This window comes from Streptomyces sp. NPDC107521, assembly GCF_055598485.1.
The window spans coordinates 62953-83666 of record NZ_JBVKAT010000007.1; the positions used below are offsets into that span (position 1 = coordinate 62953).

Annotated in this window: 18 protein-coding genes; all 18 read right to left on the reverse strand. The window is 72.3% G+C overall.

Annotated elements, in window-relative coordinates:
- Positions 1–7: 7 nt before the first annotated feature.
- The 18 genes from atpA to ACZ7LB_RS13140 all read right to left on the reverse strand — a co-directional run bounded on the left by atpA (position 8) and on the right by ACZ7LB_RS13140 (position 20709).
- The gene (gene atpA / locus ACZ7LB_RS13055) at positions 8–1597 is read right to left on the reverse strand and encodes a F0F1 ATP synthase subunit alpha (RefSeq protein ID WP_471467714.1); all 1590 of its coding nucleotides are present in this window, start codon (positions 1595–1597) and stop codon (positions 8–10) included.
- Positions 1598–1749: 152 nt separating this feature from the next.
- On the reverse strand, positions 1750–2565 hold the full coding sequence (locus tag ACZ7LB_RS13060) for a F0F1 ATP synthase subunit delta (RefSeq protein ID WP_471467716.1): 816 nt from the start codon (positions 2563–2565) through the stop codon (positions 1750–1752).
- Positions 2566–2570: 5 nt separating this feature from the next.
- Positions 2571–3131, reverse strand: coding sequence for a F0F1 ATP synthase subunit B (locus ACZ7LB_RS13065; RefSeq protein WP_345943498.1), 561 nt, complete (start codon positions 3129–3131; stop codon positions 2571–2573).
- A gap of 40 nt (positions 3132–3171) precedes the next feature.
- The gene (atpE, locus tag ACZ7LB_RS13070; protein ID WP_471467718.1) at positions 3172–3393 is read right to left on the reverse strand and encodes an ATP synthase F0 subunit C; all 222 of its coding nucleotides are present in this window, start codon (positions 3391–3393) and stop codon (positions 3172–3174) included.
- A gap of 69 nt (positions 3394–3462) precedes the next feature.
- Positions 3463–4302, reverse strand: a complete 840-nt coding sequence (atpB, locus tag ACZ7LB_RS13075) for a F0F1 ATP synthase subunit A (protein ID WP_161228000.1) — start codon at positions 4300–4302, stop codon at positions 3463–3465.
- Between the two features lie 210 nt (positions 4303–4512).
- On the reverse strand, positions 4513–4950 hold the full coding sequence (locus tag ACZ7LB_RS13080; protein ID WP_471467720.1) for a hypothetical protein: 438 nt from the start codon (positions 4948–4950) through the stop codon (positions 4513–4515).
- Between the two features lie 289 nt (positions 4951–5239).
- Positions 5240–6550 (reverse strand): MraY family glycosyltransferase, encoded by a 1311-nt coding sequence (locus ACZ7LB_RS13085; protein ID WP_471467721.1) that lies wholly within the window; start codon positions 6548–6550, stop codon positions 5240–5242.
- Positions 6551–6679: 129 nt separating this feature from the next.
- Positions 6680–7924 (reverse strand): serine hydroxymethyltransferase, encoded by a 1245-nt coding sequence (locus ACZ7LB_RS13090; protein WP_471467723.1) that lies wholly within the window; start codon positions 7922–7924, stop codon positions 6680–6682.
- A 584-nt stretch (positions 7925–8508) separates the two neighbouring features.
- Positions 8509–9189: an arsenate reductase/protein-tyrosine-phosphatase family protein gene (locus tag ACZ7LB_RS13095; protein ID WP_471467725.1), complete on the reverse strand. Its 681-nt coding sequence runs from the start codon at positions 9187–9189 to the stop codon at positions 8509–8511.
- A complete protein-coding gene (locus ACZ7LB_RS13100) occupies positions 9186–9833 on the reverse strand; it encodes an L-threonylcarbamoyladenylate synthase (protein ID WP_161227995.1) in 648 nt (215 codons plus the stop codon). The genes ACZ7LB_RS13095 and ACZ7LB_RS13100 overlap by 4 nt, the downstream gene beginning before the upstream one ends.
- A gap of 55 nt (positions 9834–9888) precedes the next feature.
- The gene (gene prmC, locus ACZ7LB_RS13105; RefSeq protein ID WP_161227994.1) at positions 9889–10734 is read right to left on the reverse strand and encodes a peptide chain release factor N(5)-glutamine methyltransferase; all 846 of its coding nucleotides are present in this window, start codon (positions 10732–10734) and stop codon (positions 9889–9891) included.
- Positions 10735–10841: 107 nt separating this feature from the next.
- The gene (gene prfA, locus ACZ7LB_RS13110) at positions 10842–11918 is read right to left on the reverse strand and encodes a peptide chain release factor 1 (protein WP_471467727.1); all 1077 of its coding nucleotides are present in this window, start codon (positions 11916–11918) and stop codon (positions 10842–10844) included.
- Positions 11919–12033: 115 nt separating this feature from the next.
- On the reverse strand, positions 12034–12258 hold the full coding sequence (gene rpmE / locus ACZ7LB_RS13115) for a 50S ribosomal protein L31 (protein WP_055625166.1): 225 nt from the start codon (positions 12256–12258) through the stop codon (positions 12034–12036).
- Positions 12259–12380: 122 nt separating this feature from the next.
- Positions 12381–13556, reverse strand: a complete 1176-nt coding sequence (locus ACZ7LB_RS13120) for an LCP family protein (protein WP_471467729.1) — start codon at positions 13554–13556, stop codon at positions 12381–12383.
- Between the two features lie 836 nt (positions 13557–14392).
- A complete protein-coding gene (gene rho, locus ACZ7LB_RS13125; protein WP_471467731.1) occupies positions 14393–16459 on the reverse strand; it encodes a transcription termination factor Rho in 2067 nt (688 codons plus the stop codon).
- A 406-nt stretch (positions 16460–16865) separates the two neighbouring features.
- Positions 16866–17783 carry a homoserine kinase gene (thrB, locus tag ACZ7LB_RS13130; protein ID WP_161227990.1) on the reverse strand — a complete coding sequence of 306 codons (918 nt, stop codon included), beginning with the start codon at positions 17781–17783 and terminating at the stop codon, positions 16866–16868.
- A 568-nt stretch (positions 17784–18351) separates the two neighbouring features.
- A complete protein-coding gene (gene thrC / locus ACZ7LB_RS13135) occupies positions 18352–19410 on the reverse strand; it encodes a threonine synthase (protein WP_471467734.1) in 1059 nt (352 codons plus the stop codon).
- Positions 19411–19416: 6 nt separating this feature from the next.
- Entirely contained in the window at positions 19417–20709 is a 1293-nt protein-coding gene (locus tag ACZ7LB_RS13140; RefSeq protein ID WP_471467736.1) for a homoserine dehydrogenase, read from the reverse strand.
- Positions 20710–20714 lie beyond the last annotated feature (5 nt).

The window sequence follows — 20714 nt, forward strand, 5'->3', positions numbered from 1 at the left end:
CCTTACGTCACTTGGCGGCGGACGGGGCGTCCTCGCCGAGCAGCTTGCCGTCCGAGGTCTCGAACTGCTTCTTGAACGCGGCGATGGCCTCGGCGACGGCCTGCAGGGTGTCGTCCGACATCTTGCCGCCCTCGCGGATGGAGGTCATGAGGCCCTGCTCCTGGCGGTGCAGGTGCTCCAGCAGCTCCTTCTCGAAGCGGCGGATGTCCACGACCGGCACGTCGTCCATCTTGCCGGTGGTGCCGGCCCAGACGGAGACGACCTGGTCCTCGGTGGCCATCGGCTGGTACTGGTCCTGCTTCAGCAGCTCGACCATGCGCTGACCGCGCTCCAGCTGGGACTTGGACGCGGCGTCCAGGTCGGAACCGAAGGCGGCGAACGCCTCCAGCTCACGGAACTGGGCGAGGTCCACGCGCAGCCGGCCGGAGACCTGCTTCATGGCCTTGTGCTGGGCGGAGCCACCGACGCGGGAGACCGAGATGCCGACGTTCAGGGCCGGGCGCTGGCCGGCGTTGAACAGGTCGGACTCCAGGAAGCACTGGCCGTCGGTGATGGAGATGACGTTGGTCGGGATGAACGCCGAGACGTCGTTGGCCTTCGTCTCCACGATCGGCAGACCGGTCATCGAACCGCGGCCCATCTCGTCGGAGAGCTTGGCGCAGCGCTCCAGCAGACGGGAGTGCAGGTAGAAGACGTCGCCGGGGTAGGCCTCGCGGCCCGGCGGGCGGCGCAGCAGCAGCGACACGGCGCGGTAGGCGTCGGCCTGCTTCGACAGGTCGTCGAAGACGATGAGGACGTGCTTGCCCTCGTACATCCAGTGCTGGCCGATGGCCGAACCGGTGTAGGGGGCCAGGTACTTGAAGCCGGCCGGGTCGGACGCCGGGGCGGCCACGATGGTCGTGTACTCCAGCGCGCCGTTCTCCTCCAGCGCGCGGCGGACCGACGCGATGGTGGAGCCCTTCTGGCCGATGGCGACGTAGATGCAGCGGACCTGCTTGTTCGGGTCGCCGGTGCGCCAGTTGTCGCGCTGGTTGATGATCGTGTCGACGGCCAGGGCGGTCTTGCCGGTCTGGCGGTCGCCGATGACCAGCTGGCGCTGGCCGCGGCCGATCGGGGTCATGGCGTCGACGGCCTTGTAGCCCGTCTCCATCGGCTCGTGCACCGACTTGCGCTGCATGACCGTGGGGGCCTGCAGTTCGAGGGCGCGGCGGCCCTCCGTCTCGATCTCGCCGAGGCCGTCGATCGGGTTGCCGAGGGGGTCGACGACGCGGCCGAGGTAACCCTCGCCCACCGCGACCGACAGCACCTCGCCGGTACGGGTGACCGGCTGGCCCTCCTCGACGCCGCTGAACTCACCGAGGACGATGGCACCGATCTCGCGCTCCTCGAGGTTGAGGGCGAGGCCGAGGGTGCCGTCCTCGAACTTCAGCAGCTCATTGGCCATGGCCGAGGGAAGACCCTCCACCTTGGCGATGCCGTCGCCGGCAAGGGTGACCGTACCGACCTCCTCGCGCGAGGCCGCGTCCGGCTTGTACGACTGGACGAAGTTCTCCAGCGCATCCCGGATCTCCTCCGGCCGGATCGTGAGCTCCGCCATCTGAGTTCCCTGCTCTCCTTGTTGGGCCCGAAGTTTCACTTGGGGGGTATTCCACGTTTCGGGACTCCCCCCAATAAGAGGTGAATCCTCTGCACGGCCCAACCAGGGCCGTCGTAAGTACCTACTGCTTGTTGTGCTGCCGCGCGGGGGCGCTAGCCCGCCATGCGGCGGCCGGCGTCCTCGAGACGGTCCGCGATGGAGCCGTTGATCACCTCGTCACCGACCTGCACCCGGATCCCGCCGAGGACCCCGGGGTCCACGTCGAGGTTGAGGTGCATCCGGCGCCCGTAGAGCTTGGCGAGGGCGGCGCCCAGGCGCTGCCTCTGCCCGTCGCTCAGGGGCACCGCCGAGGTGACGACGGCGACCATGCGGTCCCGGCGGTCGGCGGCGAGCCGGGACAGGGACTCGAGTCCCGCTTCCAGGCTACGTCCCCGCGGGGCGGTCACCAGGCGCGTCACCAGACGCTCCGTGGTGGCGTCCGCGCGTCCGCCGAGCAGGCTGCGCAGCAGCTCGCTCTTGGCGGCGGCACCGGCCGACCGGTTGGTGAGCGCGGCGCGCAGCTCGGTGCTGGAGGCGACGATCCGGCCGAACCGGAACAGCTCGTCCTCCACGCCGTCGAGACGGCCCGTCTTCTGCGCGGCGGTGAGGTCGGCGGTGTTCGCCAGCTCCTCCAGCGCGTCCACCAGGTCGCGGGACTGCGACCAGCGGGAGCGCACCGTGCCGGACACCAGGTCGACGGTCGGGCCGCCGACCTGCCCCGAGAGGAGCCGCTGGACCAGCTCGGCCTTGGCCTCGCCGCCCTGCGCCGGGTCGGTCAGGACCCGACGCAGCGACACCTCGCGGTCGAGCAGCGCGGTGACGGCGGCCAGCTCGTCGGCGAGCGTGGCGGGGTCCACCGAGGTGGAGTCCGTCAGCGCGTCGAGACGCTCCCGGGCGGCGGCCAGAGCCTCGCGGCTCGCTCCGTGCATCCCACTCACCGGGTCGCCTCTGCCGTCGTGGCCTTGTCGTCCAGCTCGTCGAGGAAGCGGTCGATCACGCGGGACTGCCGGGCGTGGTCCTCCAGGGACTCGCCGACGAGCTTGCCGGCCAGCTCGGTGGCCAGCGAGCCGACGTCCTGGCGCAGCGCGGACGCCGCGGCCTTGCGGTCGGCCTCGATCTGGGCGTGACCGGCGGCGATGATCTCCTCACGCTGCCGCTGGCCTTCCGCGCGCATCTCGGCGATGAGCGTGGCGCCCTGCTCCTGCGCCTCCTGGCGCAGGCGCGCGGCCTCGTGCCGGGCCTCGGCGAGCTGGGCCTTGTACTGCTCAAGGACGCTCTGGGCCTCGGTCTGCGCGGCCTCGGCCTTCTCGATACCGCCCTCGATGGCCTCGCGACGCTCTTCCAGGACCTTGTTGATGGTCGGGAGGAGCTTCTTGGCGAGGAAACCGAAGACGATGACGAAAGCGATGAGGCCGATGACGATCTCCGGCCACGGCGGAATGAGAGGGTTCTCCTTCTCGCCGTCAGCCGCCAGGAAAACCAGGGCGGAGTTCACATCAGTGCCTTTCGTCGAAAGGGTCGGTCGTCAGGCCGTCTTAGTAGACGAAGGGCATGACGAGGCCGATGAGGGCGAGCGCCTCACAGAACGCGAAGCCCAGGATCTGGTTGGAGCGGATCAGACCGGCGGCCTCGGGCTGGCGGGCGAGGGCCTGGGTGCCGTTGCCGAAGATGATGCCGATACCGACGCCGGGGCCGATGGCCGCGAGACCGTAACCGATGGAACCGAGGTCACCGGTGACAGCAGCAAGGGTAGACATGCCAGTTCTTCCTTCTCTTTACGGACCGGTGGGGGTTGGCCACCGGACGATTGCGGGCGGGGCGGGCGCTCAGTGGTGCTCGGCGAGCGCGCCCTGGATGTAGCTGCAGGTCAGAAGCACGAACACATACGCCTGAACAGCCTGGATGAAGACCTCGAAGATGGTCATGACGAGGACCATCACGAAGGAGACGCCGGCGTAGGCGATGCCGATGCCGTTCAGCATGTACCAGGTGGCGATGGTGAACAGCAGCAGCAGGGTGTGACCGGCGAACATGTTCGCGAACAGTCGGACGGCGTGGGTGAAGGGCCGGACCAGGAGGTTCGAGAAGAACTCGATCGTCATGGAGAGCGGCAGCACCGGGCCGAGCGTCTTGTCGTAGCCCGTCACGTTCTTGAAGAACCCGACGAAGCCGTGCTTCTTGAAGGTGAGCGCGACCCAGGTGATGTAGACGATGAGCGCCAGGACCATCGGGTAGGCGATGATCGACGTCACCGGGAAGGCCGCGATCGGGATGATGGACCAGACGTTCATCATCCAGACGAAGAAGAAAAGGGAGACGGCGAGAGGTACGTACTTCTCGCCGTCCTTCTTGCCGATCGTCTCGTAGACGATGCCGCGGCGCACGAAGTCGTAACCGGCCTCGGCGACCATCTGGAGCTTGCCGGGGACCATGGTGGGCTTCCGGAACGCGGCCCAGAAGAAGCCCACCACGAGAACGGACCCGAGCAGGGCCAGCAGCATCGGCTTGTTGAAGTACATGCCGTTGCCGTCTGCGTTGCCCCAGAGCGGCTCGAAGAGGAACGAGTGCAGGCCGGGAGCCGGGAAGCCACATCCGTCGAAAATGTGGCAGTCGGTCTCGAAGGCGAGCACCTGCGTCGGGTCAGCACTCACCGCGGGCTCCTTCATCGTGGCGCATGGGTACGACAACCTCGTTGTGTCGGCGCGGCGCGCTGCCGCTGTTCGGCACGGGACTGGTGTTACGGATGTGGGGGCTGCTGTGGGGCATCTCGCCTCGCGATCGAGCAGATGTCAGCTCGGATACCCGCGCCCGCGATGCCGCAGTTGGCACCGGACGATAGCAGGATCTCTCATGCCTCTTTATCCCGGCCCTACCCCTCACGACGAGCGGCCCGTCTTTTCGGGCTTTTCGCCCGAAGGTTCGGGTTCGACGTAAAGAATCTTCGACTTCATGTGCGCCCGCGTCTGGGCGGCGATCCACACGAGGGTGCCGGCGACCAGGGTGAGCGCGAAGGCCCGGGGATTGAACAGCGTGGTGTTCTTGAACACGGCGACGAAGACGAACAGCAGAAGGATCTGCGCCGCGTAGAGCATCAGGCCCATGGCCTGGAAGAGGTGCGGAAGCGATCGGGCGGTCCGCTGGAGGATGTGGAGGCCGAGCCCCATGAAGAGGATCACCACCAGGGTCCCGACCAGGGCCCCGACCGCACCCTTGCCGCCGGCCACCACGCCGCTGACGACGGCGGCTACTGCGCCGGCGGCAGCCGTGGGCACGGCGGCCTGAAGCAGGATGCGGACGTCATTGGACGGCGGCATGGCGGCAACTCCGCTTTTTCAACAGGGGGCAGGGTGTCGTCATGGACGAGCGTAGTCCCGGGACGAGCGAGGCCCTCACGCCGAGGGACCGTCGCATTGCGGGCCATCGGCGCCATCCGGGGGGTTCTCGTGAACCGTATCACAAACTATTTGATGAGGTCTTTACCTGTCCGTGTGCTTGCGGTCACACATGAGAGTGACGGCGCGCGTTTGTGTAATTACTGAACCGAATTGTCTGATATTGCGGGAGTTCGCTCTCCCACGGATTGGCAATGCTCTCGTCAGATTCTTACCTTGTGCGCGACCGGGCCCCCAGGGCCGTGGCGCCGTTGGCCGCCCCCGCCGCCACCGGAACCTGCTCCTCCGCACCGGCCTCCGCGGCGCCCTCCGGGCCCTCCCCGGACGCCCCTCCCACCGCCGCGGGCACCGCGCGGCGGCGCCGGTAGCGGGGCGGCAGGAACCCCTCGGCCCAGCGCGGGGCGCGCGGGGTGAAGCGGGGCAGCAGGAGCAGCACCAGGCCGACGGCGCTGAGGAAGACGACGCCCAGCACGATCCACATGGACGCCGAGTTGACCGAGTAGGCGAGCGCCCCGAAGCCGATCAGCGCCGAGAAGAAGTACATGATCAGCACCGCCCGGCTGTGCGAGTGGCCGATCTCCAGCAGGCGGTGGTGCAGGTGCCCCCGGTCCGCCGCGAACGGCGACTGGCCGCGCCAGGTGCGCCGCACGATGGCCAGGACCAGGTCGGCGGCCGGGATGGCGATGATCGTCAGCGGCATCAGCAGCGGGATGTACACCGGCACCATCTGGTGCACCGCGCTGCGCTCGGAGCCGGAGAAGAGCTGCATCGCGTCCGGGTCGACCTGCCCGGTCACCGAGATCGCCCCGGCCGCCAGCACCAGGCCGATCAGCATCGAGCCCGAGTCGCCCATGAAGATCCGCGCCGGGTGCATGTTGTGCGGCAGGAAGCCCAGGCACATCCCCATCAGCACCGACGCGAACAGGGTCGCCGGGGCCGCCGCCTCGATGCCGTACGAGTACCAGATCCGGTAGGCGTACATGAAGAACGCGGCGGCGGCGATGCAGACCATGCCGGCCGCCAGCCCGTCCAGGCCGTCCACGAAGTTGACCGCGTTGATGGTGATCACGACCAGCGCCACCGTCAGCAGGGTGCCCTGCCACTGGGTCAGCGCCACGTTGCCCACGCTGGGCACCGGGATCCACAGGATCGTCAGACCCTGCACCACCATCACACCGGCGGCGATCATCTGGCCGCCCAGCTTGATCAGGGCGTCGATCTCGAACTTGTCGTCCAGGACGCCGATCAGCCAGATCAGCGCGGCGCCGGAGAGCAGGGCCCGTGGCTCGTTGGACTTCTCGAAGACCTCGTGGAGATTGGTGAGGTTGTCGGCGACCAGCAGACCCGCGCACAGCCCGAAGAACATCGCGATGCCGCCGAGCCGCGGCGTCGGCTCCCGGTGCACGTCGCGCGCCCGGATCTCCGGCATGGCACCCGCCACGATCGCGAACTTCCGCACCGGTCCGGTCAGCAGGTACGTGACCGCGGCCGTGATGCAGAGCGTCAGCAGGTATTCACGCACGGGCTTCCCCACAGGTCTCGCTGGCCATTCCCAGCCTCACACCCTAGCGAGGCGCGCATACGTATGAGGACTTCCGGGTAGCGACGATGGTTGCACGACTGCCGGTCCACCCGCCGCGCCCACCCCGGATCAGCCCGGATACGGCGGGAACTCCGCGGTCAGTTCCCGCACGTCCGCCCGCGCCGCCGCCGGGTCCACCGCGCCCCGCAGCACCCCGGCGAGCAGCGTGGCCACCACCCGCATCTCCCGCTCCCCCATGCCCTGCGTGGTCGTCGCCGCCGTGCCCAGCCGCAGCCCCCGGCCGTCGCCGTGCGGCAGCGGGCAGCAGTCCAGCACCATCCCGGCCGCCGCCAGCCGCCCCCGCGCCGTCCTGCCGTCGGTGCCGAGCGGACCGGGGTCGGCGGTGATCAGATGGGTGTCGGTGCCGCCGGTGATCACCGCCAGCCCCTCGTCGGCCAGGGCGGCCGCGAGCGTGCGGGCGTTGGCGACCACCTGGTGGGCGTAGGCGGCGTGGGCCCCGGTCGCCGCCTCCCCGAGCGCCACCGCCTTGGCGGCGACGGCGTTCATCTGCGCCCCGCCCTGGGTGAACGGGAACACCGCCCGGTCGATCCGCCCGGCCAGCTCGGCCCGGCACAGCAGCATGCCGCCGCGCGGCCCGCGCAGCACCTTGTGGGTGGTGGCGCAGACCACGTCCGCGTACGGCACCGGGCTGGGCGCCGCTCCCCCGGCGACCAGGCCGATCGGATGGGCGGCGTCCGCGATCAGGTACGCGCCCGCGTCGTCGGCGACCTCCCGGAAGAAGGCGTGGTCGATGTGGCGGGGATAGGCGATGGAACCGCACACGATCGCCTTCGGCCGGTGCACCCGGGCCAGCGCCCGCACCTGGTCCTGGTCGATCAGCCCGGTCTCCGCGTCCACGCCGTAGCCGACGAAGCGGAACCAGCGGCCGGAGAAGTTGGCGGGCGAGCCGTGGGTGAGGTGGCCGCCGTGCTCCAGGCCCATCGCGAGGACGGTGTCGCCCGGCCGCAGCAGCGCCGCGTAGGCCGCGAGGACGGCGGAGGAGCCGGAGTGCGGCTGCACGTTGGCGTGCCCGGCTCCGAAGAGGCTACGGGCCCGCTCCACGGCGAGCCGCTCGGCGGTGTCGACGATCTCGCAGCCGCCGTGGTGCCGGGCGCCGGGGTAGCCCTCGGCGTACTTGTTGACGAGCGGGGAGGCGAGGGCGGCCAGCACGGCGGGCGGGGTGAAGTTCTCCGCGGCGGTGAGCTGGAGCGTGGTCTCCTGCCGGCGCTTCTCGGCCAGCAGGATCTCCGCCAGCTCGGGGTCCCGACCCCGCAGGGCGGCGGCGGCCGGGGAGACCTCGTGGGTGACCGACATGGGGCGCTCCGGGCGTGCGTCGACGGTGGCGTGCGGCCGTCCCGTGATCCCCGGCGGACCGGTGCGCGGCGCCGGACCCGGTGCCGCGCGCGGCGGAGGGGCGTCCGGGTGCCCGGCCGTCCGGGCCTCCGGCGACGCCGTGAGGTGCCGTGGCCGCCGTCGCGCACCCGCCGGGGATCACGGGACGGCCCGTGGCACCAATGTAGGCCCGCCGCTCCCCGCCCGCCCGCCCCGCGCGGCGACCGGCGGAACCGCCCGCGCCGCGGCGCGGACCGGCCAGGGTCTTTCGTTCGGATCGGGCCGGATCGGGGAGCGGGTCCGGCGCCGTGCGTCGCCAGGCGGAGGAGGGAGTCGGGGCGGAGCCCCGGCGACCGACGACACGCGGCGAGGTGCGGCGCCGGACCCCGCGAGCCCGGCATGATCCGAACGAGGGGCCCTAGTGACCTGAGTCGGAGATATTCGGGTGGTTCTCGCGAGCTGCCCGGCGTGCCGGAGGCCGGATATCAGCAGGCCGGGCCGGAACCCTGTCGGCCGCACGGCATCCGGCTGATGGCCGCGATCTGACGAAGAATCTCTGACTCAGGTCACCAGGTCCGGGCCGCGACCCCCGTCAGCGCCGTGACCACCGGGTCCAGGGCCTCGTGTATCTCGTCTCCGATGGAGCGGAAGAACGGCAGGGGCGCCCCGTACGGGTCATGGACCTCGTCCGCCTCGGCGGTGGGCGCCAGCAGCCAGCCGCGCAGCGCGGCGGCGGCCCGGACCAGGGCGCGGGCCCGGCCGACCACCCCGTCCTCCAGCGGCGGCAGCGTCGCCGGGTCGATGGCGTTGACCAGGCGGGTGAACTCCTTGAGGGTGAAGGTGCGCAGCCCCGCCGAGTGCCCCATGGAGATGACCTGCGCCCGGTGGTCCCGGGTGGCGGTCAGCACCAGGTCGGCGCGGATGACGTGCTCGTCGAGCAGCTCGCGCCCGGTGAAGCCGGCCGCGTCCGCGCCGAAGTCCGCGAGGACCGTCTCCGCGTTGGCCTCCATGGGCGCGCCCTCGTGGCCCCAGGTGCCCGCGCTCTCCACGATCAGCGCGCCGCCCAGCACCCCGAGCCGCTCCGCCACGAAATGCCGGGTCAGCCGCTCGGTGATGGGCGAGCGGCAGACGTTGCCGGTGCTGACATGGAGGATGCGGAAACTGTCGCGCGGAAAGCCGAACGTCGTCGTCACCTCCGCGGCGCTCTCCTGGCCGCCTATGCCACGCCCCGTCCGAGGGGCCGTCAATTCGCCACCTCGAGGTCGGGTACCACCTTGCGCAGCTCCTCCGCCGACAGCGCGCCCGCGCGCAGCAGCACCGGCACGTCACGGCTGACGTCGACGATGGACGACGGCACGATGCCGGGGGTGGGACCGCCGTCGAGGTAGACGGAGACGGAGTCGCCGAGCATCTGCTGGGCGGCGTCGCAGTCCTCCGGGGCCGGGTGCCCGGTCAGGTTGGCGGAGGAGACCGCCATCGGGCCGAAGTCGGTCAGCAGTTCAAGGGCGACCGGGTGCAGCGGCATCCGGACGGCCACGGTGCCCCGGGTGTTGCCGAGGTCCCACTGGAGGGACGGCTGGTGCTTGGTGACCAGCGTCAGCGCGCCCGGCCAGAAGGCGTCCACCAGGTCCCAGGCCCGCTCGGAGAAGTCGGTGACCAGCCCGTGCAGGGTGTTCGGGGAGCCGATGAGGACGGGGGTGGGCATGGCGCGGTCCCGGCCCTTGGCGTAGAGCAGGGCGGCGACGGCCTCCGGGGAGAAGGCGTCGGCGCCGACGCCGTAGACGGTGTCCGTCGGCAGGACCACCAGCTCGCCACGGCGGACGGCGGACGCGGCCTCGCGCAGACCCGTCACTCGGTCGGTCGCGTCGTTGGTGTCGTATCGCCGTGCCATGTCTAGCGGTCCTCCTCGTACAGGTCCTGCTGCGGGGTCGAAGTCCGGTCGCCGGTCACGGCAGCGCCTTGCGGGCGGTCGCGAACCGCGGGCGGTTGTTGAGGTCGGGGTGGTCGGCCGCGTCGGCCCAGCCCCGCTCCTCGGCGAAGATCCACGGCACCTGGCCGCCCTGGGTGTCGGCGTGCTCGACGACGACGACCCCGCCGGGGCGCAGCAGGCGGTGGGCGGTGCGTTCCAGGCCGCGGATCAGGTCGAGGCCGTCCTCGCCGGAGAACAGGGCCATCTGCGGATCGTGGTCGCGGGCCTCGGGGGCGACGTACTCCCACTCGGTGAGCGGGATGTACGGCGGGTTGGAGATCACCAGGTCGACCTGGCCGTCGAGGTCCGGGAAGGCGGTGCGGGCGTCGCCCTGGCGCAGGTCGACCCGGGAGCCGGCCATGTTCCGGCGGGTCCACACCAGGGCGTCCTCGGACAGCTCCACCGCGTGCACGCGCGAGCGCGGCACCTCCTGGGCGAGCGCCAGCGCGACGGCCCCGGAGCCGGTGCACAGGTCGACGATGCAGGGCTCGACGACGTCCATGGCCCGCACGGCGTCTATGGCCCAGCCGACCACGGACTCCGTCTCGGGCCGGGGCACGAAGACCCCGGGCCCGACCTGGAGCTCCAGATAGCGGAAGTAGGCCAGGCCGGTGATGTGCTGGAGCGGCTCCCGGGCCTCCCGGCGGGCGACGACCTCCCAGTAGCGGGCGTCGAAGTCCGCGTCCCGGACGGTGTGCAGCTCGCTCCGCTTGACGCCGTGCAGATGCGCGGCCAGTTCCTCCGCGTCGGTGCGCGGCGAGGGCACGCCGGCGTCGGCCAGCCGCTGGGTGGCCTGGGCCACCTCCGCGAGCAGCAGGTTCACGCTGGTCCTCCGAGCTGTCTTCCGTTCGGTCGCGCGGGGCGCGCGGGTGGTGCGTCCGGGGGCCGGTTCCGCCGCCCCGGCGGGCGGTGCGGCCCGGCGGGCGCGGGCTAGGCCGCGGCCAGCTTGGCGGCCGAGTCCGCGTCGACGCAGGCCTGGATCACCGCGTCGAGCTCGCCGTCCAGGACATGGTCCAGGTTGTACGCCTTGAATCCGACGCGGTGGTCGGAGATGCGGTTCTCCGGGAAGTTGTACGTGCGGATCTTCTCGGAGCGGTCGACGGTGCGGACCTGGCTGCGGCGGGCGTCCGCGGCCTCCCGCTCCGCCTCCTCCTGCGCCGCGGCGAGCAGCCTGGAGCGCAGGATACGCATCGCCTGCTCCTTGTTCTGGAGCTGGCTCTTCTCGTTCTGGCAGGAGGCGACGACGCCGGTGGGCAGATGCGTGATCCGCACCGCGGAGTCGGTGGTGTTGACCGACTGGCCGCCGGGACCGGAGGACCGGTAGACGTCGATGCGCAGATCGCTGGGGTTGATCTCGATGTCGATCTCCTCCGCCTCGGGCGTCACCAGCACGCCCGCCGCGGAGGTGTGGATGCGGCCCTGGGACTCGGTGGCCGGCACCCGCTGCACCCGGTGCACCCCGCCCTCGTACTTCATCCGCGCCCAGACGCCCTGGCCGGGCTCGGTGGCGCCCTGGCCGCCCTTGGCCTTCACGGCGACCTGGACGTCCTTGTAGCCGCCCAGCTCGGACTCGGTGGAGTCGATGATCTCGGTCTTCCAGCCCACCCGCTCGGCGTAGCGCAGGTACATGCGCAGCAGGTCCCCGGCGAACAGGGCCGACTCGTCGCCGCCGGCGCCGGCCTTGATCTCCAGGATGACGTCCTTGTCGTCGCTGGGGTCGCGCGGGACGAGGAGCAGGCGCAGCTTCTCGGTCAGCTCGTCGCGGCGCCGCTCCAGCTCCTTGACCTCGGCGGCGAAGTCGGGGTCGTCGACGGCCAGCTCGCGCGCGGTCTCGATGTCGTCGCCGGTGGCCCGCCAGGACCGGTAGGCGCCGACGATCGGGGTCAGCTCGGCGTAGCGCTTGTTCAGCCTGCGCGCGTTGGCCTGGTCGGAGTGGACCGACGGGTCGGCGAGCTTCTTCTCCAGATCGGCGTGCTCGGCGACGAGTTCCTCGACGGCCTCGAACATCTTGGGCTCCTGCTACTGCGTGGCGTGGGGAGGGGGAAGGCGGGCGACCAAAAACGCCGGTCCCGGCGCTCCCCCGGGCTGGGGGCGCGGCCGTGGACCGGCGATCGGTGGCTCGCTACTTCTTGGAGCCGGCGGCAGCCTTGCCGAAGCGGGCCTCGAAGCGGGCCACGCGGCCACCCGTGTCGAGGATCTTCTGCTTGCCCGTGTAGAACGGGTGGCACTCGGAGCAGACCTCGGCGCGGACGGTGCCGGACGAGATGGTGCTGCGGGTGGTGAACGACGCGCCACAGGTGCAGCTGACCTGCGTCTCGACGTACTCGGGGTGGATGTCGCGCTTCAAGGTGTCTCCTAGGTTCGGGAGGGCGCCGGGTCGCAGCCGCGGGATGCGGAAGCGTGAACCGGAGCCGACGTACCAGTCTGCCAGGACCGGTGCCATGTCCCCAAACCGGGGGGTGGGGGCCGTTATTCCCCGCGCTCCGCGCCCACCACTCCCTGCGCCTCGCCGGTGGCCGTTCCCTCGGTGGCGCCGCGCGGGACGGGCCGGTCCGCGCGCAGGGCGTCCCACACCTGCCGCGCCTTCTCCGGCCGGATCAGGACGCGGTTGCGGTCGGCCGGGTCGTAGCCGACGGGGAGGGTGAGCAGTCGCAGGCCGCCGGGGCCGATGTCCTTGAGCCCGTCGGCGAAGGACATCAGGGCGTTGACGGAGCCCAGCCCGGAGTCGGTGGTGACGGAGCTGGTGGCGGTGTCGGCGAGGTCGTAGAGCTTCTTGGGGCTGGTGAGCAGGCCGATGTCGTCGATCCGGTCGAGCAGGGCCCGGACGAAGGCCTGCTGGAGCTGGATGCGGCCGAGGTCGGAGCCGTCCCCGACGCCGTGCCGGGTGCGGACCAGGCCGAGCGCCCTGGCGCCGTCGAGGGTGTGGGTGCCGGCCTCCAGGTCGAGGTGGCTGTCCGGGTCGTGGATGTCCACGGTGGTGGTGATCCGCACGCCGCCGAGGTCGTCCACGATCCGCTGGAAGCCGCGGAAGTCGATCTCCAGGTAGTGGTCCATGCGCAGCCCGGACAGGGTCTCCACGGTCTTGACGGCGCAGACGGCGCCGCCGGTGGCGTAGGCCGAGTTGAACATCACGCCGCGCGCGGCGGGGTGCCCGGCGCCGTCCGGTCCGGTGCAGGCGGGCCGGTCGACGAGGGTGTCGCGGGGGATGGACACCACGTCGGCCTTCTCGTGGCCCGCCCGGATGTGCACGATCATCGCCGTGTCGGAGCGGGCGGTCCCGTCGTCGCCACCGCCACCGAGGTCGCGGTTGCCGCCGGAGCGGGTGTCGGAGCCGAGGACGAGGACGTTGCGGGAGCCGTTGGCGGACTTCTCGGGCCGGTCGCCGCCGAGGAGGTGGTCGATGTCGACGCTGCTGAGGTTGCCGTTGAGCTTGATGTACAGGTACGCGGCACCGGTGCCGCCGAGCAGCAGGATGCCCGCCGCCGTCCAGGCCGTGACCAGCAGGGCCGTGCGCCGCGCGCTCCGGGGGCCGCGGCGGGACCCGCGCCGGAGCCCTCGCCGGAGGCGCCGGGCCGCCCCGCCCGACGGCCCGGTGGCCGGGGGCTCCCCGGGTGCGGCGGGGTCCGGTCTGCTGCTGTCGGCCATCTGCTCCTCGGCTCGTCTCCCCGGTCGGCTGGCCCCTGCTCCCCGTCCTCGCGTCGGCCCGGGTCCCTGAGAACCCCCAGGGAACCATCGTCGCCCGTCCGGCCGTACCGGCAAGCCGGAGGGAGCCGGGCGCGGGGTGAGGGGTGTGCGGGGCCGCTCGCCGGAGGCCGCCGGGGCCGCTCGCCGGAGGCCGCGGTGGGACGGGTTCCCTCGCCGGGGTGGGCTTCCGGGGTCCCTGAGGGATCTCCCCGAGGGGAGAGGGGGCCGGCCGGGGCCTCGGAGAGCGGCGGGCGGCGGACGGCGGACGGCGGACGGCGGACGGCGGACGGCGGACGGCGGACGGCGGACGGCGGACGGCGGACGGCGGACGGCGGGCCAGGATGTCCGGAAGGAGGGCGGAGGGTGTCCCCTCCCAGGACCGCGCGGGGTCCCGGAGAGCGGCCGAACCGGGGATCCCGGAGGGGGAAATCCCGGGAGGACTCCCAGGGGAGCCCTGAGAGGGGCGGAGGCGGCCTCCGAGGGGCCGGCAGGCGGGGAGTGCCGCAGGAGCGGCGGCGGGGCGCAGGTGACATGCCCGAGGCCCGCGTGCGTCCCGCGTCGCCGTGGGGCGGGGGCGCCGTGGCGCGGTGACGTGAGGCCGAGGGCCATGGGGCCGTGTGTCCGTGTCCGTGGGCCCCGGGCCCGGCGGCTCCGGCGGCTCCGTGGCCGCGGGCGCGGGCGCGGGTCCGGGGCGCGGGGCCCGGGGATGCGAAAGGGCCGCCCCCGTCACCCTGCGGTGACGGGGGCGGCCCCGTGCCGGGCGCGCGGACGGGCCGCGCGGCCGTGGTGCGACGCTGTCAGTCCCCGTTGCCGGGGGCCGGGGTCGTCTTCTGGATCTGGAGCAGGAACTCGGCGTTCGACTTGGTCTGCTTCATCTTGTCGAGGAGCAGCTCGATCGCCTGCTGCTGGTCGAGGGCGTGCAGCACCCGGCGCAGCTTCCAGACGATGCCCAGCTCCTCGCCGCTGAGCAGGATCTCCTCCTTGCGGGTGCCGGACGCGTCGACGTCCACCGCCGGGAAGATGCGCTTGTCGGCGAGCTTCCGGTCGAGCTTGAGCTCCATGTTGCCGGTGCCCTTGAACTCCTCGAAGATCACCTCGTCCATGCGGGACCCGGTGTCCACCAGGGCGGTGGCGAGGATGGTCAGCGAGCCGCCGTCCTCGATGTTGCGGGCCGCGCCGAAGAAGCGCTTCGGGGGGTACAGGGCGGTCGAGTCGACACCACCGGACAGGATGCGGCCGGAGGCCGGGGCGGCGAGGTTGTACGCGCGGCCCAGACGGGTGATCGAATCGAGCAGGACGACCACGTCGTGGCCCAGCTCCACCAGGCGCTTGGCGCGCTCGATGGCCAGTTCCGCGACGGTGGTGTGGTCCTCGGCCGGACGGTCGAAGGTCGAGGAGATGACCTCGCCCTTGACCGACCGCTGCATGTCGGTGACCTCTTCCGGACGCTCGTCGACCAGGACGACCATCAGGTGGCACTCGGGGTTGTTGTGCGTGATGGCGTTGGCGACCGCCTGCATGATCATGGTCTTGCCGGTCTTCGGCGGGGCCACGATCAGACCGCGCTGGCCCTTGCCGATGGGCGAGACCAGGTCGATGATGCGGGTCGTCAGCACGCCCGGGTCCGTCTCCAGACGGAGCCGGTCCTGCGGGTAGAGCGGCGTCAGCTTGTTGAACTCCGGCCGCCCGCGGCCGTGTTCGGGCGCCATGCCGTTGACGGAGTCCAGGCGCACCAGCGCGTTGAACTTCTCGCGGCGCTCGCCGTCCTTGGGCTGGCGCACGGCACCGGTGAGGTGGTCGCCCTTGCGCAGGCCGTTCTTGCGGACCTGGGCGAGGGAGACGTACACGTCGTTCGGGCCGGGCAGGTAGCCGGAGGTCCGGATGAACGCGTAGTTGTCGAGGATGTCGAGGATGCCCGCGACCGGGATCAGGACGTCGTCCTCGGTGATCTGCGGCTCCTGCACCTCGTCGCGCCCGCGGCGGCCCCGGCGGTCGCGGTAGCGCCCGCGGCGCCCGCGGCGCCCGCCGCCGTCGTCGTCGTAGCCGTCGTCGTGCTGCTGACGGTCCTGGTGCTGCTGCTGGCGCTCCTGGCGCTCCTGCCGGTCCTGGCGGCCGTTGCTCTGCTGCTGGCGCTGCTGCTGGCCGCCGGCCTGGCCCTGCTGCTGGTCGTCGCCCTTGCCGCGGCGCTCGCGGTCACGGCTGCGGCGGTCGCGGTCACGGCCCCGGCGGCCGTCGCCGTCGTCGCCCTGGTGCTGCTGGCCCTGGGACTGCTGCGGGGCGGACTGCTCGGTCCTCGTCTCGGACCGGGGCTCGGTCCGGGCCTCGGCGACGGCCGTCTCGGCGCCGGCGGCCGGGCTGCCGGCCTCGGCGGTCGCGCGGCGGCGACGGCTCGGGGCGGGCGCCTCCTCGGCGGGGGCCTGCTCGGACGCGGCGGCCTTCGGGGAGGGCTGACCGGGGATCTCGATCTGCTGCTGGGCCGCGGGCTGCTCGGCGGCGGCGGCCTTCGCGGCCGGCTTCTCCGCCTGCTCGGCGGCGGGGGCCTCGTCGGCGCGGGCCCGGGAGGTCGTGCGGCGCTTCGGCTTGGTCTCACCGGCGTCGGCGGCGGGCGCGGCCTTGGCCGGGGCACCCCCGGCGGCCTGCGCCTCCTTGATGACCTCGATCAGCTGGCTCTTGCGCATCCGCGCGGTGCCCCTGATGCCGAGGCCGGACGCGACCTGTTGCAGCTCGGCCAGGACCATGCCCTCGAGGCCGGTACCGCGGCGCCGCCGGGAGCCGGCACCGGTGGCAGGCGCGGAGGCGTCTGTGGCGGGCGCGGCAGCGGTCTCCTCGACACGTGCGCCCATCAGATCGGTGGTGTCGCTCACGAAGGGTCCTTCCCTGGAGCGGACGTCGGCCTGTCTGGCTCGGCGACCGGTTGTGCTGTCCGGCTTCGGTCCTTGCTGTGCGGACCGTGCCGGGGCGGTTGTCCGCCCATTCGGCGGAAGAGATGACTGGTGATGGCGCGCCCCCTGGCCGTGGCACCCAGGGACTGGGTCACGCGGTGTGGTCGCACCGGTTCCGGAGCGTGCCCGTGGGGCCGCTCAGTGTCCGTGTAGGCCGTACTGTTCGCGTACGACATCCAGCACACAATGCGACTTGGGGGGCTCCCGGAAGGATGTCTGTCCCGGACGGGGACACGAGGCACCTCGCCATGGTGGGGTCGGGTGCAGACTTGAGGTTAACACTACCGGACCCAACAAACATTCCCCCTCTCGAAATACGGCAACCGTGTCAGGCCGCCAGTGGCAGGACGCTCGCGCCCCGGGTGTCGAGGCCCAGCCGGTTGGCCGCCCAGTCGGCACCCGCCAGCGCCTCCACCTTGTCCGCCGTACCGGCGTCGGCCAGCGCCATCACCGTGGGTCCGGCGCCGGAGATGACCGCGGGGACGCCGTCCGCGCGCAGCCTCTCGACCAGGGCGGCGCTCTCCGGCATGGCGGGGGCCCGGTACTCCTGGTGGAGGCGGTCCTCGGTGGCCGGGAGCAGCAGTTCGGGGCGCCGGGTGAGGGCCTCGACGAGCAGGGCGGCCCGGCCGGCGTTGGCCGCGGCGTCGACGTGCGGGACGGTGCGCGGGAGCAGTCCGCGGGCGGTCTCCGTCAGCACGGGCTTCCCGGGCACGAAAACCACCGGAACGATGGAATCGGCGGGCTCCATCCTGATCGCGCGCGCGGCTCCGGACTCCATCCAGGACAGGGTGAACCCGCCGAGCAGACAGGCCGCCACGTTGTCGGGGTGGCCCTCGATCTCGGTGGCGAGGTCGAGGAGCGCCGCGTCGTCGAGGCGGGCCTCGCCGCCTATGGTCACGGCGCGCGCGGCGACGATGCCCGCGCAGATGGCGGCGGAGGACGAGCCGAGGCCGCGGCCGTGCGGGATGCGGTTGGCGCAGACGATCTCCAGACCACGCGGCTGGCCGCCCAGCAGGTCGAAGGCGGTGCGCAGGGAGCGGACGAGGAGATGGCGCTCGTCGCGCGGCAGCGTCTCGCTGCCCTCCCCGGCGATGTCGATGTGCAGCCCGGAGTCGGCCACCCGGACGACCACGTCGTCGTACAGCCCCAGCGCGAGCCCGAAGGCGTCGAAGCCCGGACCGAGGTTGGCGCTGGTGGCGGGGGTGCGCACCCGGACGGCGGCGGCGCGGAACGCGGGACCGGCCATCGCTCGATGACTCTCCTTGAACGGCGTGGTGTGGACTGCCTGGTGGAACGGCGGGGTGGAGCGGGTGGTGGAACAGTACGGCCGTCCGGTGACCGGACGGCGTGCGGCCGGCGTGCGGTGACGGTCGCCCGGTCGCCGCCGCGCACCCGGGCGGGCGGCCCTCCGCTGCCGTCGGCGGGCCGCGGGGACGGCGCGGCGCCGCGGCATATGCGGCGGTCGGATTCGGTACAGCCTATCGAAGGAAGGTTCTGCGGCGACACAGGGCGCACGGCAGGCGCACGATGCGTGTCGTAAGCCCCCCGTGCACCCCCCGTTCAGGACATTCCCGGGCGGGCGGCGGTTACGCCCGTCCGGGACGGGCGCCCGCTCCCGGGGCCCCGCGGGGCGGTCCCCCGCCCGGTGTCCGCGCCGTCCGGGCGGCGGACCCGGCCGCCGCCCACCGCTCCCACCGGCGGTTTCACGGCGCAGGCCCCGCCGGACGTCCTGCGGGGCCGGGGCCGCGGACCGCCCTCGCGGCCGGGCCCCGGGCCCCGCGGGGGGACCCGGGGCCCGGCCGGGAGGGTCGTGCTCAGGCCAGGCCGAGGCGCTCGGCCGCGGTGGCCGCGTCGACCGGGACGGTGACCGGCTGCGGCGCTCCGGCCACGGCCCAGTCGGGGTCCTTCAGGCCGTTGCCGGTGACGGTGCAGACGATCCGCTGGCCCGGGTCGACCTTGCCCTGCTCGGCGGCCTTCAGCAGGCCGGCCACCGACGCGGCGGAGGCGGGCTCGACGAAGACGCCCTCCTGGGAGGCCAGCAGCCGGTAGGCGCGCAGGATCTCACGGTCCGTCACCTCGTCGATGGCGCCGCCGGACTCGTCCCGCGCGGCCAGCGCGAGATCCCACGAGGCGGGGTTGCCGATGCGGATGGCGGTGGCGATGGTCGACGGGTCCTTGACCACCTCGCCGCGCACGATCGGGGCGCTGCCGGAGGCCTGGAAGCCCCACATGCGGGGCGTCCGGGTGGCGGGCCCGTCGGCGGCGTACTCCCGGTATCCCTTCCAGTACGCGGTGATGTTGCCCGCGTTGCCGACCGGAAGGACGTGGATGTCGGGGGCGTCGCCGAGCATGTCGACGATCTCGAAGGCCGCGGTCTTCTGGCCCTCGATGCGCACCGGGTTGACCGAATTGACCAGCGCCACGGGGTAGTTGTCGCTGAGCGCGCGGGCCAGGGTGAGGCAGTCGTCGAAGTTGCCGTCGACCTGGAGGATCTTCGCGCCGTGCACGAGGGCCTGGCCCATCTTGCCGAGCGCGATCTTGCCCTGCGGCACCAGGACGGCCGAGACCATCCCGGCCCGCACCCCGTAGGCGGCGGCGGAGGCGGAGGTGTTGCCGGTGGACGCGCAGATGACGGCCTGCGCGCCCTCCTCCTTGGCCCGGCTGATCGCCATGGTCATGCCGCGGTCCTTGAAGGACCCGGTGGGGTTGGCGCCCTCCACCTTGAGGTGGACCTCGCAGCCGGTGCGCTCGGAGAGCACCTGCGCGGGCACGAGCGGCGTGCCGCCCTCGCGGAGCGTCACGACCGGGGTGCTGTCGGAGACCGGCAGCCTGTCCCGGTACTCCTCGATGATTCCGCGCCACTGGTGGGTCATTGCTCGTTACTCTCCTTCAACGCGCATGATGCTGGCGACACCCCGCACGGTGTCGAGGGTGCGCAGCGCCTCGACGGTGCCGGCGAGGGCGGCGTCGGACGCGCGGTGGGTGACGACGACGAGGGAGGCCTCGCCGTCCTTGCCGGACTGCCGCACGGTGTCGATGGAGACACCGTGCTCCGCGAACACGGTCGCGACCTGGGCGAGCACGCCGGGCTTGTCGGTGACGTCGAGGCTGATGTGGTAGCGCGTGACGACGTCGCCCATCGGGGAGACGGGCAGTGCGGCATAGGCGGACTCGCCGGGTCCGGTCGCGCCGCTGAGCCGGTTGCGGCAGACGGCGACGAGGTCCCCGAGCACGGCGGAGGCGGTGGGCGAGCCGCCGGCGCCGGGGCCGTAGAACATGAGCTGCCCGGCGGCGTCGGACTCGACGAACACCGCGTTGTAGGCGCCCCGCACACTGGCCAGCGGGTGGCTGAGCGGGATCATCGCCGGATGCACGCGCGCGGTGACCGACGCGCCGTCCACGGCCCGCTCGCAGATGGCGAGCAGCTTGATGGTGCAGCCCATGCCCTTGGCGGAGGCGAAGTCCGCGGCCGTGACCTCGGTCATGCCCTCGCGGTGCACGTCGTCGAGGCGCACCCGGGTGTGGAAGGCGATCCCGGCGAGGATGGCGGCCTTGGCGGCGGCGTCGAAGCCCTCGACGTCGGCGGTCGGGTCGGCCTCGGCGTATCCGAGGGCGGTGGCCTCGTCGAGCGCTTCCTGGTATCCGGCGCCGGTGCTGTCCATGGCGTCGAGGATGAAGTTGGTGGTGCCGTTGACGATGCCGAGCACACGGTTGACCTTGTCCCCGGCGAGGGACTCGCGCAGCGGGCGGATCAGCGGGATGGCACCGGCGACGGCGGCCTCGTAGTAGAGGTCCTTGCCGTGCTGGTCGGCGGCGGCGTGCAGGGCGGCGCCGTCCTGGGCGAGCAGGGCCTTGTTGGCGGAGACGACGGAGGCGCCGTGTTCGAAGGCCGTGGTGATCAGGGTGCGGGCGGGCTCGATGCCGCCGATGACCTCGATCACCACGTCAATGTCACCGCGTTTGACCAGGGCGGTGGCGTCGGTGGTGACCAGGGCGGGGTCGATGCCCTCGCGCACCTTGTCGGGCCTGCGGACGGCGACCCCGGCCAGCTCGACCGGGGCCCCGATGCGGGCGGCGAGGTCGTCGGCGTGCGTCGTCATGATGCGCGCCACCTCTGAGCCGACCACTCCACAGCCCAGCAGCGCCACCTTCAGCGGACGCGTACGCATCATCCGAC

Bases quoted from the DNA above. Each gene is read 5' to 3' on its own strand.
- atpA (WP_471467714.1), bottom strand. From the start codon at position 1,597: ATGGCGGAGCTCACGATCCGGCCGGAGGAGATCCGGGATGCGCTGGAG.
- ACZ7LB_RS13060 (WP_471467716.1), bottom strand. From the start codon at position 2,565: ATGCACGGAGCGAGCCGCGAGGCTCTGGCCGCCGCCCGGGAGCGTCTC.
- atpE (WP_471467718.1), bottom strand. From the start codon at position 3,393: ATGTCTACCCTTGCTGCTGTCACCGGTGACCTCGGTTCCATCGGTTAC.
- atpB (WP_161228000.1), bottom strand. From the start codon at position 4,302: ATGAAGGAGCCCGCGGTGAGTGCTGACCCGACGCAGGTGCTCGCCTTC.
- ACZ7LB_RS13080 (WP_471467720.1), bottom strand. From the start codon at position 4,950: ATGCCGCCGTCCAATGACGTCCGCATCCTGCTTCAGGCCGCCGTGCCC.
- ACZ7LB_RS13090 (WP_471467723.1), bottom strand. From the start codon at position 7,924: ATGTCGGTCACCCACGAGGTCTCCCCGGCCGCCGCCGCCCTGCGGGGT.
- ACZ7LB_RS13100 (WP_161227995.1), bottom strand. From the start codon at position 9,833: ATGGCACGGCGATACGACACCAACGACGCGACCGACCGAGTGACGGGT.
- prfA (WP_471467727.1), bottom strand. From the start codon at position 11,918: ATGTTCGAGGCCGTCGAGGAACTCGTCGCCGAGCACGCCGATCTGGAG.
- ACZ7LB_RS13120 (WP_471467729.1), bottom strand. From the start codon at position 13,556: ATGGCCGACAGCAGCAGACCGGACCCCGCCGCACCCGGGGAGCCCCCG.
- thrB (WP_161227990.1), bottom strand. From the start codon at position 17,783: ATGGCCGGTCCCGCGTTCCGCGCCGCCGCCGTCCGGGTGCGCACCCCC.
- thrC (WP_471467734.1), bottom strand. From the start codon at position 19,410: ATGACCCACCAGTGGCGCGGAATCATCGAGGAGTACCGGGACAGGCTG.
- ACZ7LB_RS13140 (WP_471467736.1), bottom strand. From the start codon at position 20,709: ATGATGCGTACGCGTCCGCTGAAGGTGGCGCTGCTGGGCTGTGGAGTG.